Here is a 16,700-nt window from a genome sequence, read left to right as displayed (position 1 = left end):
AGGGTGTAAGGAAAAGAAAGTATTTAATCCTTTCGATTAGCCCTTCACGACCTGCGTTCCGGTTTTTCCTTCGAGGGCCTCGACGGCCCTATCGAGGGAGGCTATAACCGCTCTCTCGCCGCCCCATTCCACGAACCTTATGGCCGCGAGGACCTTGGGCCCCATGCTGCCCTTCTTGAAGTGGCCTTCCTTGTGGTACCTTCTCAGCTCATCCACGGTAACCCTTCCAAGCCACCTCTCGTCGGGCTTCCCGTAGTTCAAAGCCGCTCCGTTGACGTCGGTGAGGATCATAAGGACGTCGGCGTTTACCTCTTCCGCCAGTTTCTCCCCGGCGAGGTCCTTGTCTATGACCGCCTCCACGCCCCTGAGCTGGCCGTTCCCCTCCACGACGGGAACCCCGCCTCCACCGCTTGCTATGACTATAAAGCCGTTCCTGACGAGATTGACTATAACGGGAGTTTCCACGTGTCCCTTTGGATCCGGGCTTGGAACGACCCTCCTCCAGCCCCTGCCGGAATCCTCTATTATCGTCCAGCCCTTCTCCTTTGCAAGCTTTCTGGCTGTTTCCTCGTCGTAGAAAGGCCCAACGGGCTTGCTCGGGTTCTGGAAGGCAGGATCTTTTGCGTCCACAATCGTCTGGGTCACTATGGTTGCCACCGGTTTTTCTATTCCTCTTTTCCTCAGTTCGTTGATTATAGCCTGCCCTATCATGTAGCCTATCTGACCCTGCGTCATCGCACCCGCAACGTCCATGGGCTGTGCCGGAATTCCGTGAACCTGCTGGCCGGCTTCCATCTGCAGCAGCAGGGCTCCAACCTGTGGGCCGTTTCCGTGGGTTACCACAACCTCGTAATCCCCGCTCAGGATTATATCGACTATCTGCCTTGCCGTTTTGGTGACGTTGGCCATCTGCTCCTCGTAAGTTCCTTTCTGCCCCCTCTGGAGGATGGCGTTGCCTCCAAGGGCTATGACGAGCCTCTTCATGATCATCACCCCGGGATGTATGGATACGCTCCCGGGAATAAAAACGTTCGTTAGGGTAACGAAGAGTTCACTGGAAAAAGGTTCGGAAAAGGCGGAAATAATTTGATAAAGGTAAAGTTTCCGTCTAAAGGTACCATTCACCGAAGTTCCCGAGGCCGAGTCTCTCAAGCGTCCTCATAACGCCGAGGGCTATCCCCTCGACCTCTATTCCCCCGGGGAGTTTGTAGGCGTCGCCAACGACGTAGACACCCTCCATGGGGAAGTCTTCAACCGTCTGCCCGCTGGCGACCCTGTTGACGGGGTTTCCGTCGAGGTAACTCTGGATCAGCAGTATCTCACCCTCCCGGTCGAGGTCGGGAAGGATGCGGTGGATGTCTTCGATGCCCTTTTCCCTCTCCCTTTTGAGGTTCCTTCCCCTGAGGGCGTGGTGGAACATCAGGAGGGTGTACCCTTCCCTCGCCAGCTCCGGCGAGAGGCTCGAGGGTTCGTTGTAGCCGTTTATGCGCTCCGCATCCAGTGTGAACACAACCGTGTTTCCGATCCTCGTTTTTCCCCTGAGCGCGACGTTGTATTTTATCCCCTCACCCGGCTTTAAGGAATCGACCCTCCTCAGGTAGTCGGCCTCGAAGTTCTCCCTACCGATCAGCTCCACGGTTTCCTTTATCCCGGCGTTCGATATCAGCGTATCGTAGGGGAACTCCTCGCCGTCAGACGTTAGAACCCTCCGAGAATCGACGTCTATCTCGGCCACGTTCTTCCGCGTGAGGATTCTCCCACCGTTTGACCGGACTATTCTCGCCAGCTCGTCCGTTACGGCCCTGCAGCCGCCTTTTATCAGCCCGGGCCCACCCCATCTCAGAGTCGCCTTTATCTCCCTCGCCAGTTCCCCCGCCGGGACGTCCAGAACGCTGTCCGCCCATCCGAGAAAGCTCTCTATGAAGAGGTCAACGAACTCGTTGTCCCCAACCTTTTCCCTTATCCACTCCCTTCCGCTCATCTCGGCCTCTTCTCCCTTAGGAAGCCTGTTCCGCTTTATCTCTGCCATAAGCTTCATGGCCCGGGCCTTCTCCCTGAGGCTTAGGTGCTTCCACCCCTCCCTGTAGTGGAAGGTCCTTCCCCCGTAGAGGATCATCCCCTTCGGGCTGGAGTTGACTATCCGGACGTTCGCACCGAGGAGTCCGAGGAGATGGGCAAGCGGGCCGTTCTCACCGTGGGGGACCATGTGAAAGGCTCCCGTTGAGAGACCGAAGCCCCTGTAGCTCAGGTTCGTGAAGCGACCGCCGATGTAGGGCGCCCTCTCGAGAACCGTAACCTCATGCCCCCCTCTTGCGAGGAAGGAAGCCGTTAGCAATCCCCCTATTCCAGAGCCCACAACCACAGCCTTCATTCCGTCCACCTGAGAGCGTGTAGAAAAGAGGGATATAAGGGTTTGGCCGGAGGCTTAGATCCTCCAGTCCACGTCGAGGGACCTGCTGTAGGCCTCGAGAACCCTCTCGAGGTACTCCTTCGCGGTGCCGACCTTGTCGATCCTGAACTTTTCGGCCCAGTGCTCGTTCCCGAACTCCTCGCTTCCGGCGGCTATCAGGTCTATGACCCTCATGGAGTCCCAGAAGGCCGGGGTGTAGCCGGCTTTTCTGGCATAGTCGATGAGCCTCTTGATCTGTTCCCTTGCGTGTCCTTCCATGTCGACGTTTTCACCGTAGGCCTCCATGAAGAGGGCCTTGAGAACGGGCTTCATCCATCCCCTGTGGAACCGGCACCAGCCGACGTTATCGTACCAGAACTCCCAGAGGGCCGAGGCGATTATCTTATGGGCGAGCTCCTCGGGCTCTAAAAAGACTCCAAACTGGTAGAACGTCCAGTAGCGCCCCTGAATCGGGAGGGGGATGTAGTTCCCAATGGCCCAGTACATCGTCGGGGTCATCTCTCCGTCCTCGCCGAGCGGCGTGAAAACGGCGTAGTCCTTGAAGCTCTCTCCGTAGTCAAGCCTGTCCTTGAACCTCTCGTCAAGGATTATGGAAGCCTTCCTCTTTCCGAGGCCGATTATCCTCGCTATCTCGTTCTCGGCGAAGGCCACCCTGCGGGCAAGCTCGGCCACGAGTCTGGCGTTAACCTCGCTCGCTTCAACCGGCCTTTCAATGAGCGCCTCCTTCGTGAACTCCGGCTTACCGCTTAGGCCAACCTCCTCCGGCCTGAGCAGGCCGCGGTGGAGCAGTTCCAAAACCCACGCCGCGGTCCCACCGAACTCTATGGCATCGAAGCCCATCGCGTCAACCGCATGCACGCTTATGTCGCTGGCCCTCAGGCTTATGCTTCCGCTCAGGGGTCCGTTGGCCTCGTAGGGCTCGTACTCGACGTGGTGGCCCCTGCGGTGCTTCTTGCACACCACGGGACAGGGTTCTCCACAGGTGGTCCAGTTCCTTGGTTTTATGGCCTCCTCGTTGAATTCCTCCCAGTAGTGCTTCATAATGTTCTCGTGGATCTTAATGCGCTCCTCCTTTGGAATGTAGGGCATCTGCCAGTTCAGGATTGGAACAAAGTCACCCTCGGCCGGGTAGTTGCCGCCGAAGGTTCCACCGCTGTTGAGTTTGGGATTAAAGCGGTATTTAACGGTTTTCTCGCTAACCACCTCGTTGTAGGGCTTCTTGTGGACGCCCTCGACGATGGCCTTCGCGTTCTTGAAGCTGCCGATGTTCTCTCCCGGGAAGTTCCTTCTTCCGGGCTTTCCGCCGAAGATTATCCCCACGACGTTGTGGGCCCTCAGGAGAACCGAGCCGGAGCCTCCACGGGCGGCCCAGTCCTCGCTTCCAACGAGCCTCTTCCCCTTTCTCAGCGCCTGGGAGAATATTCCCCCGTAGTTGGTGTTGAGCGAGGCCGGACCGACGACGGCTATCCTGTACTCGAAATCGAACCTCCCGCCGAAGGTGTCTATGAGGTACTGGGTGAGCGCGTAGACGCCTTCTTCACCCTTGTAACCCCTCCATATCTCGAGGACCTTCTCGAGTTCTATCTCCTGAAGCTCAACGTTCACCTTCTCGCCGTCGTTGTAGAGGAGAACCACCACGGGCTTCTCTGCCTTTCCCTCGAAGGTGACGAAGTCCACCCCCACGTTCTTAAAGGCGTAGGCCGCTCCGCCCATGGTCGAGGGGAAGAGGGTGCCGTAGAGGGGTGAGCGGAAGAAGAAGACTAACCTGTGGGCGCCGGGAAGGGCCGAACCCGAGAAGGGCCCCATTCCCATTACGGTAACGTTCCTCCCGTCGTAGGGGTCTATGCTGTGGGTTCCGAGTCTCTCGTGGAGCTCTATGCCGTAGTCGATTACCCCGTAGACTCCCTCCTTTTCGAACTCCTCGCCCTCGACCTTTCCCTCGTTGAGGTTGATCCGTAAAACCGTGAACTTCATTTTCACCACCCCGTATCACTCGCAGTGTTATAGTTTTAGGTATTTAAGGCTTTTGAAAGTTAAAAAGGGGGCTACGCCTCCCTCGTGGCCACTATGTTTGCCCCGGTTCCAAGGACGTTCTCCACCACTATCTCCCCGACCTTAACCGGTGCCTCGAGTTCCACACCGGCGAGCTCGCGCATTATCTTCGGTATCAGCTCCTTTGGAACGGGTCTGTCGCTTTTCACGGCAACCGTCGGGAACTTCCCTCCCTTAACTGGCACGACGCTCATGACCGTACGCTTGGGTTCCGTTACCTCCTGGATAGCATAATCCCTTCCCCGGGGACACCTGCAACCCTCAACCTTCGTTATCCTGCCATCCTCCATCGTCACCTCCACCTCGCAGCCGAGGGGACAGACGATGCAGGTGAGTTTGAACTTCCTTTCACTCATCCCGAACGACCTCCATCGTGATAGTTCCTTTCGCTCGGGCTATCTCCTCGGCCTTTAGCTTCACCCGTATCATCTCCGAGGGTTTGACGAAGGGTAGGCGTATCTCCTTCCCGATCTCGGGGAAGCGGACCTTAACCTTCTCCTCGGGCTTGGAGACCCTCGCGTAGATCACGGTATCTTTCGTGTCGGTAAGGTAGTGCGGGACGGCAAGTCTAACGTTCCTTCCCTTCACGAGCTTCCTCCACCTGAGGGCGGGCAGACCGTCGTTTTTGACGAACTCGTAGGCCCCTCTGGCGGCTTCCTCTCCCTGCTCGACCACGTAGTCAACAAGATCGTTGATAATCAGCGCGTTTCCGGCCACGAAGATACCCGGAATGCTCGTTTCGAGGTAGCTGTTGACGACCGGTCCTCCCGTGGCCGGGTCCACCTCGACTCCGGCTTTCTCCAGCACCTTCAGGTAGGGAACCAGACCCGCCGCGAGTATCACCGTATCGCACTCTATCTTCTCCTCCGTTCCGGGTATGGGCTTCAGGTTTTTGTCCACACGGGCTACGGTTACGCTCTCGACCCTCTTTCTTCCATCGACCCTTATCACGGCGTGGTTGAGATGGATCGGAATTCCGAAATCCTCGAGGCACTGAACGACGTTCCTCGTGAGACCGCCGGGGTAGGGCAGTATCTCTATCACAGCCTTAACGCGGGCGCCCTCGAGGGCGAAGCGCCTCGCCATTATCAGCCCCACGTCCCCCGAACCTACTATGACCACCTCCTTTCCGGGCATTATCCCGTCGATGTCCATCATGGTCTGGGCTTCCCCGGCGGTGTAGATTCCAACGTCCCTGCGGCCGGTTATTCCGATCTCGAACATGTGCCTCTCCCGGGCTCCCGCCGCGTAGATTATCGTCTTCGCCATCACGGTGAAGAGTCCGTCCTCCGTTACGATCTTGAGGGTCCTGTGCCTGTAGGAGTGCGGAATCACCTCGAGGACGTGGGCGTTCGTGCGGTACTCCACCCCGGCCTTCCTGAACCTCTCGATGAGCCGGTGCGCGAACTCCGTTCCGGTCAGGTCCTCCCCGAAGTAGTGGACCCCGAAGCCCGGATGGACGCACTGGACGGGTATTCCGCCGAGGTAGTCCCTGCTCTCTATCAGCAGAACGTCCATTCCGAGTTCCTTCGCCTTCGTGGCCGCTGCGAGACCGGCCGGCCCGCCACCGATCACCACCGCATCGTACTCACTCTTCATCCTTCTCCCCCCTGAGGAGGACCTTCACGTCGCCGATTCCGTACTCCGTTCCCTCCCCCCTATGGGTGACCTTCCAGAGGGGCTCCCCCGTTTCCCTCGCTATTATCCTCGCTATCCTCACCCGGCAGAAACTTCCCTGACAGGTTCCGCCCATGGCTCCCGTTCTGAGTTTTATCCCCTCGAGGCTAACGGTCCTGACCCCCATCCGCTTCATTCTGTTTATCGCGTGCAGTACGTCCCCCTCGGTTATCGTCCGGCACATGCAGACTACCCTTCCGTAGGCCGGGTTTTCCCTTATGAGCTCGGCCCGCTTTTCCTCCGGAAGGGCCTTGAGCCAGAGGGCTTTCCCGTAGGGATTCCACCGGGATTTTGGGGTTAGCTTCACGTCAAGCTCTTTCCCGATCAGCTCGTCGACGACGTAGTGGGCTATTGCAGGGGCGGCCGTGAGTCCCGGGGAGCGTATTCCCGCCACGTTTATGAAACCCGCAGGATCGTCGTAGGCCTCTATTATCCACCTGCCGTCCGGTGGTTCGGGTCTTAGACCTGCGAAGGTTCTTATAACCCTGCTCCTCGGGGGAAGGTCCTTAACGAGCTTTTTGGCCATCCTCCAGACGAACTCCAGTCCCTCCCGGGTCGTGGAGGTGTCCTCCTTCGCCTCCTCCGGCAGATCCTCAGCCGTGGGTCCGATCATCACACCGCCGTTGTTCTCGGTTATGACGTAGACGCCCTTCGTGGTCGGCGTGGGCGTCTGGTGAACTATTCTCCTGACCTTGGGTCCCGCATCGTCGTCAAAGATGTAGTACTGCCCCCTCCTTGGGCGTATCCTGATGGGGGTTCCGTCCTTTGAGTGTTCCACCCCCGCCATTCGGGAGATCCTGTCGGCGTAGAGACCCGCCGCGTTTATCACGATATCCGCCTCTATGAAGCCCGCGCTGGTCTCAACACCCTTCACCTCTCCCCCCTCAACGGCTATTCCCCTTACCTCCGTCTCCGGATGAAATCTGACCCCGTTGTCCACAGCGTTCTCCGCGATAGATACTGCAGCTGTTGGTGATGACATCATGCCGGCCGTGGGTGCCCACAGCGCCCCGGCGGCGTTCGGGTTGGCGTTGGGCTCGAGTTTCAGGAGCTCGTCTCCCTCAACGAGCCTTACACCCGGAACCCCGTTCTTCCGGGCGAGTTCCAGATAGTACTCCGCGACCTTCAGGTCCTCCTCCTCGAGGGCTATCATAAGCTCGCCCGGCCATCTGATGGGTATCCTGAGTTCTCTCGTCCAGTCGTACCACAGCCTGTTTCCCTTCACGCAGAGCTTCGCCCTCAGCGGATATTTTTCGGGATCGTCCTCGTGACCCGGGTGGATTATGCCCGTGTTGGCCTTGCTTACACCCATGCCAGCGTCAACGTTCTTCTCGATGAGGTGGACCTCGAGGTTCTCGTACATGCTGAGAACCCGGGCTATGGAGGATCCGACCACGCCCGCACCTATAACGGCAATCCTCGTCTTCATGCTTCACCCTCCTAACTAACACGGAAAATCGTGTTTCCTGTTTTAAAGCTTTCTGAAACCTTAAGTTTGGCAAAAAAAGGAGGAAAGAACCCTTCTGGGCATTGAAAGATAGGACAGGATTGAACAGCATTTCAGTGTTCACATATGTTCATCAGGTTGGCCTTCAACAACCTTTGCCCATCCGAGGGCCCTCTTCACGGCCTCCTTCCATCTGTGGTAGAGCCTTTCCCTCGTTTCTTCGTCCATTTCCGGCTCAAAAACCCTCTCGGCCTTCCAGAGACCCCTTATCTCATCAACGCCCTCCCAGTAATCCACCGCAAGGCCGGCCAGATAGGCCGCCCCCAGTGCCGTCGTCTCCTTCACCACCGGCCTCACGACGCGCCTCCCCAGTACGTCCGCCTGAAACTGCAGGAGGAAGTCGTTGGAAGTTGCCCCTCCGTCGACCTTCAGCTCCTTTATGCCAACGAGCTTTCTCATCTCCTCTATGACGTCCCTCGTCAGGTAGGCTATGGCTTCAAGGGTTGCCCTTGCGAGGTGCTCCCTGCCCGTTCCGCGAGTTATTCCGATTATCATACCCCTCGCGAACTGGTCCCAGTAGGGTGCCCCCAGCCCGACGAAGGCCGGAACGAAGTAAACGCCCTCGTTGCTCTCCAGCCGTCTGGCGAGTTCCTCTGTCTCGGAAGCTCGCTTGATTATCTTTATCCCGTCGCGGAGCCACTGAACGGCGGCACCGGTTACGAAAACGCTCCCCTCGAGGGCGTAGCTGACCCTTCCGTTGAGGCCCCACGCGATGGTCGTTAACAGGTTGTCGGAATAGCGGACGGTCTTGCCGGTGTTGGCGAGGATGAAGCTTCCTGTTCCGTAGGTTGCCTTCACCATACCCGAATCGAAGGCCGCCTGACCGAAGAGCGCCGCCTGCTGGTCTCCAGCGTCCCCGCTGACCGGAATTTCCCTTCCGAGGAGTTCCCGTCTGGTGTAACCGTAAACCTCGCTCGATTCCCTTACCTCGGGCAAAACCTCCTGAGGAACGTCGAAGATCTCGAGTAGATCCCCGTCCCACTCGAGCCTTTTGATGTTGAACAGCATCGTCCGGGAGGCGTTGGAGTAGTCCGTAACGTGCTCCCCCGTGAGGCGGTAGATGAGGAAGGAATCAACCGTTCCGAAGAGAACCTCTCCCCTACGGGCCCGTTCCCTGAGGCCCGGAACGTTGTCGAGGAGCCATTTCAGTTTTGAGGCAGAGAAGTAGGCATCCGGAACCAGACCGGTTTTCTCCTTTATAACGTCGCCGTACTCCCGCTTTATCTCCTCTATCATTTCGGCCGTTCTCCTGCACTGCCAGACTATGGCCCTGTGGAGGGGTCTCCCGTTCTTTTCCCATACTACGGTCGTCTCGCGCTGGTTGGTGATGCCCATGGCCTCGATGTTGCCGGCTCCGGCTTTTGCCCGCTCCATGGCGGTCCTTATGGCCCTCAGCTGTGCCTCCCATATCTCCTCCGGGTCGTGCTCGACCCAGCCGGGTCTGGGGTAGTACTGCGGGAACTCGTACTGACCCATCCCGCGGACGTTCCCTTCGGCGTCGAAGATTATCGCCCTTGCCGAGGTGGTTCCCTCGTCGAGAGAAAGAATGAACTTCTCTTCATCCATTGTGACCACCCTGCGGTTCCGTAGATATCGGATAATGCACGCCGGGGCTTTAATGTTTTGTGTTCGAAAGGGGAAGAAGAAAATCACTCGATGGGTTCGAACCTGTCGCCGAGTCTCTCGAGAACCCCCGGAAGGGTGGTGTACTCCATGTCCTCCATCGGGAGCCTGTGGGGTTCGAAGGGCCCGTGTCTGCGCATGTAGTCCGCTATCTCGAGGGCCTTCCGCCGGGCCTCGTCGAAGGCCGGGTCGTCGAACAGATCCACGGGGCCGACGAGCGTTCCCTCCGGGCTTATCTGCCAGCCGAGGGCAACGACCCTCGGTGGACCGTCGAAGCGGGTCGGGTTGGCCATCCTCATCGGAACGGGCATTATCGGACCGTTGTGGCTCCCGCGCATCCACCCGCTGACGAGGTGCGGGAAGGCGAAGGGCTCAAGGACCTCTCCAAGGGCCGGAAGACCGCTCTGGGCCCTCACTATGGCCACGGGATCGTCCTTCCCAACGTACTCGCCGGCTATCTGGTAGAGCTTTTCCGTGCTTACAACGGCGACCGGTTCGTCCTTCGCTATTCTGTGCCCCTCCTTCGGGAAAACCCTCTTGATGACGTAACGGCTCTTCGCCCCTATGAGGGCCAGAAGGTCGTAGAGCTCCTCGGGGGCCCTCAGAATTACCCTCCTGTGCTCCATTATGTCCCAGACCTCAAAGCGGAAGCCCATGTGCATGGCTGGATCTATCACGAGCCCGGCCGTGTTAAAGGGATCGGCGAACATCCTGAACAAGGGGAGGTTGAAGGCCCCCGGTTCGGTCTTGTCCATGTGGAAGGTAACGACGGGCTCGCTCTTCCTCAGGGTTATCTCCATCTCCGCCACTCCGGGTCCCATTCCCCTTATGTTGCCGCTGAAGGCGTCCTTCAGGAGATCCTGACCCGCACCGTAGAGGCCGAGCTCCTTGGCTACTCCCGTTGCCTCTTCAAAGGTTTCCCACGCCAGCCCGTGGACCTCTGGACTGTCGGTTCCCTTATCGTGGGTCGTTATGAGCTGAAGGTCGTCGCCGCACGTGGCCACGTAGAAGTCTATTATCCTCCCCTCCTTCCGGGCCCTTCCGAGAACCTCCTCAGCAACCTCAACGAGCTGGGGGTGGACCCTCGAATGCCCGGGCCAGCCGCCGATATCGGCCTTTATAACGCTGATGGTTATCCTGTCCCCAGCAGCCATCGCCATCCCCGAGTAACTCAACACTTTTATGTTTATAAAACGTTAATATCACCATCGATGATACGCATTAAGAAGGCAAAAAGGAGAAATCACTCGCAGATATCACTCCATCCGAAGTCCTCTTTGGCCACCTGAATCAGCTTCTTGAGCTCCTCCTTCTTTATGTTGACGCTCGAACTGGCGCCCACGAGCGCTATAATCCCGTGAACCTCCTCCTGAACCTGTATCACATCATCGCTTACCTTAACAACCCGGAGCTCCCTTCTGGCAGTTTCTCCCTCCCCTATAAGGAACCGGTCATGTCCGATCCTAACGGGCTCCTCCACGGGTATCACCCGCTAATTTTTGTAAACCGAAGTTAATAAGACTTCCGTTTTTGAGTCGCGTTAGAAGAGCGTTCTGGTGGGGGCGCGGGGATTTGAACCCCGGTCCGCGGGTTTCTCCGGGTCAGAGCTCCAAAGGCTCATCCCCAATCAGCAAACCCGCAAGTCCTCATACCTCTGGAGCCCGCGATGATGGACCAGGCTACACCACGCCCCCATCCGGCTTAACCTATCGTGACAGGTTTATAAGTTTTGCTATCCCCTGCCGATGATTATGCCCGCTATTATCATCGCCAGACCGAGGACCGTTGTGGGCTCGATGCTCTCCCCCACGATGAGGGCTATGAAGAGCAAACTGAGGAAGGGCACGAGGTAGGCGAGGTTCGACGCAAAGGTCGTATCGTCCTCGAGGGCCCTGTACCAGAGGAGGAAGGTAACGCCCATCTCGAAGAGGCCGACGTAGACGGCTCCGAGGAGGCCCTCAACGGGAGGAAGGGTAAAACCCACGATGTACAGTCCCGCTGAGACGTAGGCGAAGCCGAAGAGGAAGTTCCAGAACATCTTCTCGACGAGGGGCCTCCCGTCGCGCAGGTTGAGGATCCAGTAGGATGCCCAGATCACGGCACTTCCGAGGCCGAGGGCCACGCCGGCTGGATCCGCGAAGTTCAGGCCGGTGACGTTGCCTCCGGTTGCCACCACGAGGGCCCCGCTGAAACCCACGAGTGAACCGAGGATTCCCCTCGCGCCGGGTTTCCCGCCGGTAAGGGGGATCGATAGGAGGATTAGGATCAGGGGCCATGTGTAGTTGAGAGCCTGAGCCTCCTGAGCGGGCAGCCTGTCGTAGGCCGAGAAGAGGACGAGGTAGTAAAGCAGAGGGTTTATAAGGCCCAGATAGGCCGAGCGAAGGTTGTCCCTTCTGAGCGAGAAATCGCGGATGTAGAGCGTCCCGAAGAGGATCAGGGAAGTCAGGGAAGCGTAGAAGAGGAGCTGGATTGGACTTAGATAGCGCAGCGATACCTTAAAAGCGCTCGCCACGGTCGACCAGAGCAGTATCGCACCCAAGGCGTGTTTTCTCGCCATGATCGAGGGGATGAGGGGAAGAATAAAAATTTTCTGGTGGATCACTCCTCCCTGAAGGCCCCGTACTTTTTGGGGTCGTAGAAGGGCGGAGCCACCGTTAGGGCCTTCTTTCTCTGTCCTCTCACCTCTATCTCGATTTCCAGCCCCGGTTTTGCGTACTCGGGTTTGACGAAGGCTATTCCTATCCCGATCCCGAGCAGGGGGGACATCGTTCCGCTCGTAACCTCTCCGATTTCCCTTCCTTCCGCGTACACCCGGTAGCCGGCCCTCGGGATTCCCCTGTCGACCATCCTGAAGTGCACCATCCTGCTCGGCAGTCCCCTCCCCCTCTGCTTCAGGAGGGCTTCCTTTCCTATGAACTCCTTGTCCCAGAAGAGGGCGAAGTCGAGGTTGGCCTGGAGCGGCGTTACCTCGTCCACGTCCGTGCTCAGAAGCTGGAGTTCCTTCGTCTCGTTGCCGTAGAGGGTGTAACCCGCCTCCAGTCTGAGGGTGTCCCTCGCACCCAGCCCGGCGGGCTTTATCCCGTACTCTTCGCCGGCCTCGAGGATCGTCTTCCAGACGTGCAGGGCTTTCTCAGGTTTTCCCCTTTTAGCCGGGTCCGGGTGGTGGGGATTCACGTCCTCAAAATAGACCTCGAAGCCGTTCTCTCCCGTGTAACCGCTCCTTGAGAGGAGCATCTTAATTCCATCGAGCTCGACCTCCTTCGCCTGGAACCACCAGAGTTCGTTTATATCTATGCCGAAGAGGTCTTTTGCCAGATCCCTCGCCTTCGGCCCCTGTATCGAGAACATGGCCATGTCGTAGGTTTTGTTCTCTATCTCAAGGTCGAGCTCACCGAACCTCTCAATTCCACCCTTTATGGCTTTGAACCACGCCTCGAGCTTCTCGAAGGCGTCGCTGTCGCAGACCATCATGTAGGTGTCGTCGCCCATGTTGAAGACGAGGGTTTCGTCCTTTACCGCTCCCCTCTCGTTGAGGACGAGCGTGTAGGTCCCGCTTATCGCCGGGGGTTTCGAAACGTCGTTGGTCGTGACGTACTGAAGGAACTCGAGCGCGTCCTTTCCCCTGAATATGAACTCCCCCATGTGAGAAACGTCGAAGATTCCGACACCGTTTCTAACGGCCATATGCTCCTCCTTTATGCTCGAATACCAGATGGGCATCTCCCAGCCCGCGAACTCCTCAACCTTCCGGGCGTTCTCCCTGTGCCAGTCGAAGATGTGAACCCTCTTGACCATGGCCATCACCGTTGGGACTTTGTCCCTCCCGTTATAATCCTTTCCAATCGAGGGGGTAGCTTTAATAACATTGATGCCCAGATTAATACTGAGGTGTTCAGAATGTTTGAGAAGGTGCTCTATCCGACCGACTTTTCGGAGGTTTCCCTCCATGCCCTGCGCACGTGTGTTCCGAAGCTAATTCCCGCGGGAGTCAGGGAGGTATACCTCGTTCACGTCATTGACATAACCATCGCCGAGTTCGAGGCCTTCGAGCTTGAGGAAGTGTACCGCGAGAAACTCGAGAAGCTCGCCGGGGAGATCGGCGGTGAGGGCGTTAAAGTCGTTCCCATCGTTAGGATAGGCGTCCCCTCCATGGAGATAGCCGAGGTGACGGAGGAGAAGAAGGTCGACCTCGTGGTCGTTCCAAGCGTTGGTGAGAACATCTGGAGGACCATGTTTATGGGAAGCACCGCCTCCAACCTCGCCCGGGCCACCAGGAAGCCGGTGCTTTTCCTGAAGTACAGGAAGAAGGATGACGGATTTGAGCCATCGGCCGACTGCTCCGGGATTCTAAAACGTCCGCTGGTTGCCCTGGACTTCTCGAAGTGCTCTATAAAGATAATAAAGACCTTGAAGATGTTTGAGGACCGTATAGAGGGGGGAATACTCCTCCATTCCGTGGACTACGGCAAAATTGAGGAGCTCGAGCACAACATAAAGCTCGCGAAGGCTAACCTCGAGAAGTCCGCAAAGGGCTTGAAGGCCCCCTTTGACGCTGAGGTTTTCGTGGGCAGCGCGAGTCAGTCCATAATAGGAACCGCCCTTGCGAAGAACGCCACGCTGATAGTCATCGGCAAGAAGGGCAGAAGCTTCCTGAAGGACCTGCTCCTCGGAAGCACCGCGGAAAGAGTGATGCGGGACTCAACGGTACCAGTACTGCTGGTGCCCTGCGAGTGACCTCAGACTGGAACGGCCTCCACATCAAGTTCGGTAGCTACCCTGTTGCCATCATCGGTCTTTCTTCAATTTTCTCCCGGGGCTTATAAACCTACTCCTTCGTGCTCTCGCCCGTCATGACGGCGCTGGCTATCATGTGGGCCAGCCTCAGGGGTTCGGGAATCAGTCCGGTTCTGGTTGTGGTCCTCACCACCTCGGAAGCCTTCCCGGTCTCTATTCCGACCGCCTGAATGTAGAGTCTTTCCGGAAGGAGCTCAATCAGGGGCGGTGCCTTTTTCAGGAGCGCTATCCTCTCCCCGGCATCCCTGAAGTGTTTCCTCAGTGCCCTTTCCATGGCCCCGATGTTGGGTCTCTTCCTCACCACGACCACCACGGGCAGACCCGTCTCGGAATGGAGCCTCTCCAGATCCACGACGTTGAAACCCGCGTAGGTTATGCCCTTCAGGAGTATCACCCTCAGATCCCTGAAGCGGGAGTACTTCACCGCCTCGATTATCCTGTCCGTGGCGTCCCTTCCGTCAACAGTTATCCAGCGCGAGAGGACCCCAACAACCTCCCGGGAGCCCTTCATAACGACCCCAATAAGGATTGTCTTTTCTCCCCTCAGTTTGGAGGAAAAGGAGAACGTCCCGTCGTCGAAACCGACCGTTCTGATCTCGGGCTTGACCTTCCTTATCATGGGAGCACCTCTCGAGCCACGGGTGTAGTTCCCTCTGAATTCGGGGATAAGCTTAAATCGGTTGCGGGTTACAATCAACGGGATGGCCCATGGAACGGATAAGGGTTCACCTCAGGATATACGGTCGCGTTCAGGGGGTTGGTTTCAGGTGGAGCATGCAGAGGGAGGCGAGAAAGCTCGGTCTGGCCGGCTGGGTTAGAAACCTGCCCGACGGAACGGTGGAAGCGGTGGTTGAGGGGGATCCCGAAAGGGTTGAGGCGCTGATCGGCTGGGCCCATCAGGGACCGATCTCCGCCAGAGTGACGAAGGTTGAGGTGAAAATGGAAGAGCCCGAGGGCCTGGAGGGCTTCAGGGTGATCGGTTAGCCATCCTCTCGAGGAGGATCCTCTTCGGGCAGTATTTGACCTCGCAGTAGTTGCAGACGAACTTTTGCTTGTCCCTTTCGGGGGTGTGCAGTATGAGCCTCCTGAAACCCTCTATCTCCTTGATGCGCACGAAAACATCAACCGGTAGGGTTCCGTCTATGATCACGTAGAGCTTCGATGGCTCCTCGCGAAGGTTTCTGCTGAAGACCTCCATCACCGGAACGTCGTTTTCAGACAGGAGGGAGATTATCTGGGAGAATCCCTTCAGGTAGTTCTCCTTTTCCAGCTCCACCTCCAGAACCTCCCACCCCATCAGGGGGGCAAGGCTCACAAGGCTCGGCAGGGGTTTGAGCTTCTCGAAGACGAGTTTCAGGGGGTAGGTCTTTTCGATGTACTCTATGGTGTGATAGATTATCTTCCTGTTGACGCCTATGACCCTCGCAAGCCCGCTTATCGGAATCTCAACACTCCTGAGGCATATCTTACCGTCCCTTACGCTCAGGCCGTTCTCAAACAGGAACTCCGCAACCTTCCTTCTGGCGGGGTAGTCCTTGAAGTACTCCTCGAGTATGAGCATCATTTCTGTTCACCTCTTACTCATATGTGGGTAGAAATGAATATTTAAATCTTTTCCCGCCCGTAAGGTTATTAACGACCACCCCCATCTTTCAGGGGGTGGGATCGATGGGCGAATTCGATGTTGTAGGCGTTGGGAACCTCAACTACGACATAATCCTCCTGCTCGACCGTTTTCCCGAGTTTCACGAGAAGATCAACGCCAGAGAGGCTTTTTTCGGTCTGGGCGGTGCGGCGGCGAACACGATAAGCTGGCTCGCAACCTTTGGACTGAAGACGGGTTACGTAGGCGCGGTGGGCAGGGACGAGATCGGCGAGGCCCATCTGGCGTACTTCAAAAAACTCGGGGTTGACGTTAGGGGCATAAAATCCGTTGAGGTTCCATCCGGCGTGGCCGTGGTCATGGTAAGCGGTGAGGACAAGAGGGTTGTGAAGTACCCCGGGGCCAACCTCATGAAGGAGGTGGATTTTGAATACCTCTCGAAGGCGAGGCACGTTCACCTCTCCTCGAATCCCTCCGGGACCATAAGGGAGGTGGTGAACTTCGCGAGGGACAACGGCATAACCGTTTCTCTGGATATAGGGGAGGCAGAGCTTCCAGGGGAGGTGGAAAGGAACGTGGATTACCTCATGATGAACGAGGACGAATACAGGAGGAAGTTCGGCTCCCTCGACCCATCGCTCTCAGGGGCCAGAAACCTCGTGGTGACGCTCAACGGTGGGGGAGCCATCGTGAGGGACGGAAGGGGAAGGGTGCGGGAGATCAGGGGGCTGAGCGCCCGCGTTGTGGATTCCACAGGAGCGGGGGATTCCTTCGATGCAGGCGTGATATACGGAGTTCTCAACGGCTGGTCCCTCGAGGATGCCGCGAGGCTGGGCATGGCGCTGGCTTACATCACTGTCCAGAAGGTGGGCGCCCGGAGCGCCATAGTCCCGCTTGAGAAGGTCATCGAACTGGCCCGGGAGAAGGGCATGGAGCTACCCTTTGAGGGGTCCTGAGATCCGCCGGCAGGGTTTTCCTTCACAACGCTTAAATAGTGGTAGGTATTACCTTACGCTGGATCCAGAAACCCTTAA

16 protein-coding genes and 1 tRNA gene are annotated in these 16,700 nt (G+C 57.6%); 3 read left to right on the top strand and 14 right to left on the bottom strand.

Annotated elements, in window-relative coordinates:
• Window positions 1-36: 36 nt before the first annotated feature.
• The 12 genes from arcC to gcvT form a co-directional block, all read right to left on the bottom strand.
• A complete protein-coding gene (arcC, locus tag A3L12_RS04155; RefSeq protein ID WP_088882445.1) occupies window positions 37-984 on the bottom strand; it encodes a carbamate kinase in 948 nt (315 codons plus the stop codon).
• Window positions 985-1,108: 124 nt separating this feature from the next.
• On the bottom strand, window positions 1,109-2,371 hold the full coding sequence (locus tag A3L12_RS04150) for an NAD(P)/FAD-dependent oxidoreductase (RefSeq protein ID WP_088882444.1): 1,263 nt from the start codon (window positions 2,369-2,371) through the stop codon (window positions 1,109-1,111).
• A gap of 54 nt (window positions 2,372-2,425) precedes the next feature.
• The gene (gene gor / locus A3L12_RS04145) at window positions 2,426-4,384 is read right to left on the bottom strand and encodes a glyceraldehyde-3-phosphate:ferredoxin oxidoreductase (protein WP_088882443.1); all 1,959 of its coding nucleotides are present in this window, start codon (window positions 4,382-4,384) and stop codon (window positions 2,426-2,428) included.
• A gap of 71 nt (window positions 4,385-4,455) precedes the next feature.
• Window positions 4,456-4,818 carry a DUF1667 domain-containing protein gene (locus A3L12_RS04140; RefSeq protein ID WP_088882442.1) on the bottom strand — a complete coding sequence of 121 codons (363 nt, stop codon included), beginning with the start codon at window positions 4,816-4,818 and terminating at the stop codon, window positions 4,456-4,458.
• The gene (locus A3L12_RS04135; protein ID WP_088882441.1) at window positions 4,811-6,061 is read right to left on the bottom strand and encodes an NAD(P)/FAD-dependent oxidoreductase; all 1,251 of its coding nucleotides are present in this window, start codon (window positions 6,059-6,061) and stop codon (window positions 4,811-4,813) included. The genes A3L12_RS04140 and A3L12_RS04135 overlap by 8 nt, the downstream gene beginning before the upstream one ends.
• Window positions 6,051-7,568: an NAD(P)/FAD-dependent oxidoreductase gene (locus A3L12_RS04130; protein ID WP_088882440.1), complete on the bottom strand. Its 1,518-nt coding sequence runs from the start codon at window positions 7,566-7,568 to the stop codon at window positions 6,051-6,053. The genes A3L12_RS04135 and A3L12_RS04130 overlap by 11 nt, the downstream gene beginning before the upstream one ends.
• 138 nt (window positions 7,569-7,706) lie before the next feature.
• Window positions 7,707-9,212 (bottom strand): glycerol kinase GlpK, encoded by a 1,506-nt coding sequence (gene glpK / locus A3L12_RS04125; protein ID WP_088882439.1) that lies wholly within the window; start codon window positions 9,210-9,212, stop codon window positions 7,707-7,709.
• Between the two features lie 83 nt (window positions 9,213-9,295).
• On the bottom strand, window positions 9,296-10,423 hold the full coding sequence (gene fbp / locus A3L12_RS04120; RefSeq protein WP_088882438.1) for a fructose-1,6-bisphosphate aldolase/phosphatase: 1,128 nt from the start codon (window positions 10,421-10,423) through the stop codon (window positions 9,296-9,298).
• 89 nt (window positions 10,424-10,512) lie between these two features.
• A complete protein-coding gene (locus tag A3L12_RS04115) occupies window positions 10,513-10,749 on the bottom strand; it encodes a hypothetical protein (RefSeq protein ID WP_088882437.1) in 237 nt (78 codons plus the stop codon).
• Window positions 10,750-10,823: 74 nt separating this feature from the next.
• Window positions 10,824-10,963 (bottom strand) — tRNA-Trp (locus A3L12_RS08290).
• Window positions 10,964-11,001: 38 nt separating this feature from the next.
• Complete coding sequence (locus A3L12_RS04110) at window positions 11,002-11,826, bottom strand: DMT family transporter (RefSeq protein ID WP_088883212.1); 825 nt, start codon at window positions 11,824-11,826, stop codon at window positions 11,002-11,004.
• 41 nt (window positions 11,827-11,867) lie between these two features.
• Entirely contained in the window at window positions 11,868-13,064 is a 1,197-nt protein-coding gene (gene gcvT / locus A3L12_RS04105) for a glycine cleavage system aminomethyltransferase GcvT (protein ID WP_088882436.1), read from the bottom strand.
• A 102-nt stretch (window positions 13,065-13,166) separates the two neighbouring features.
• Here gcvT and A3L12_RS04100 point away from each other — a divergent pair, with 102 nt between their 5' ends.
• Window positions 13,167-14,003 (top strand): universal stress protein, encoded by an 837-nt coding sequence (locus A3L12_RS04100; RefSeq protein ID WP_088882435.1) that lies wholly within the window; start codon window positions 13,167-13,169, stop codon window positions 14,001-14,003.
• 91 nt (window positions 14,004-14,094) lie between these two features.
• Here the strand turns inward: A3L12_RS04100 and A3L12_RS04095 are convergent, their stop codons facing one another.
• Window positions 14,095-14,682, bottom strand: coding sequence for a DUF99 family protein (locus A3L12_RS04095; RefSeq protein WP_088882434.1), 588 nt, complete (start codon window positions 14,680-14,682; stop codon window positions 14,095-14,097).
• Between the two features lie 89 nt (window positions 14,683-14,771).
• Between A3L12_RS04095 and A3L12_RS04090 the strand changes: the two genes are divergently transcribed.
• Window positions 14,772-15,047: an acylphosphatase gene (locus A3L12_RS04090; RefSeq protein ID WP_088882433.1), complete on the top strand. Its 276-nt coding sequence runs from the start codon at window positions 14,772-14,774 to the stop codon at window positions 15,045-15,047.
• On the opposite strand, the gene A3L12_RS04085 is transcribed toward A3L12_RS04090, so the two are convergent.
• The gene (locus A3L12_RS04085; RefSeq protein ID WP_088882432.1) at window positions 15,031-15,627 is read right to left on the bottom strand and encodes a regulator of amino acid metabolism, contains ACT domain protein; all 597 of its coding nucleotides are present in this window, start codon (window positions 15,625-15,627) and stop codon (window positions 15,031-15,033) included. The two genes, A3L12_RS04090 and A3L12_RS04085, sit on opposite strands and share 17 nt — an antisense overlap.
• A 104-nt stretch (window positions 15,628-15,731) precedes the next feature.
• On the opposite strand from A3L12_RS04085, the gene A3L12_RS04080 reads away from it, so the two are divergent.
• Entirely contained in the window at window positions 15,732-16,622 is an 891-nt protein-coding gene (locus tag A3L12_RS04080) for an ADP-dependent ribose-1-phosphate kinase (protein WP_088882431.1), read from the top strand.
• The last annotated feature ends 78 nt before the right edge of the window (window positions 16,623-16,700 follow it).

Origin of the sequence: Thermococcus sp. P6 (genome assembly GCF_002214525.1) — an archaeon.
GTDB lineage: Archaea > Methanobacteriota_B > Thermococci > Thermococcales > Thermococcaceae > Thermococcus.
Note: the sequence above shows the minus strand (reverse complement) of the source record. Positions and strands in the feature narration are given on the sequence as shown.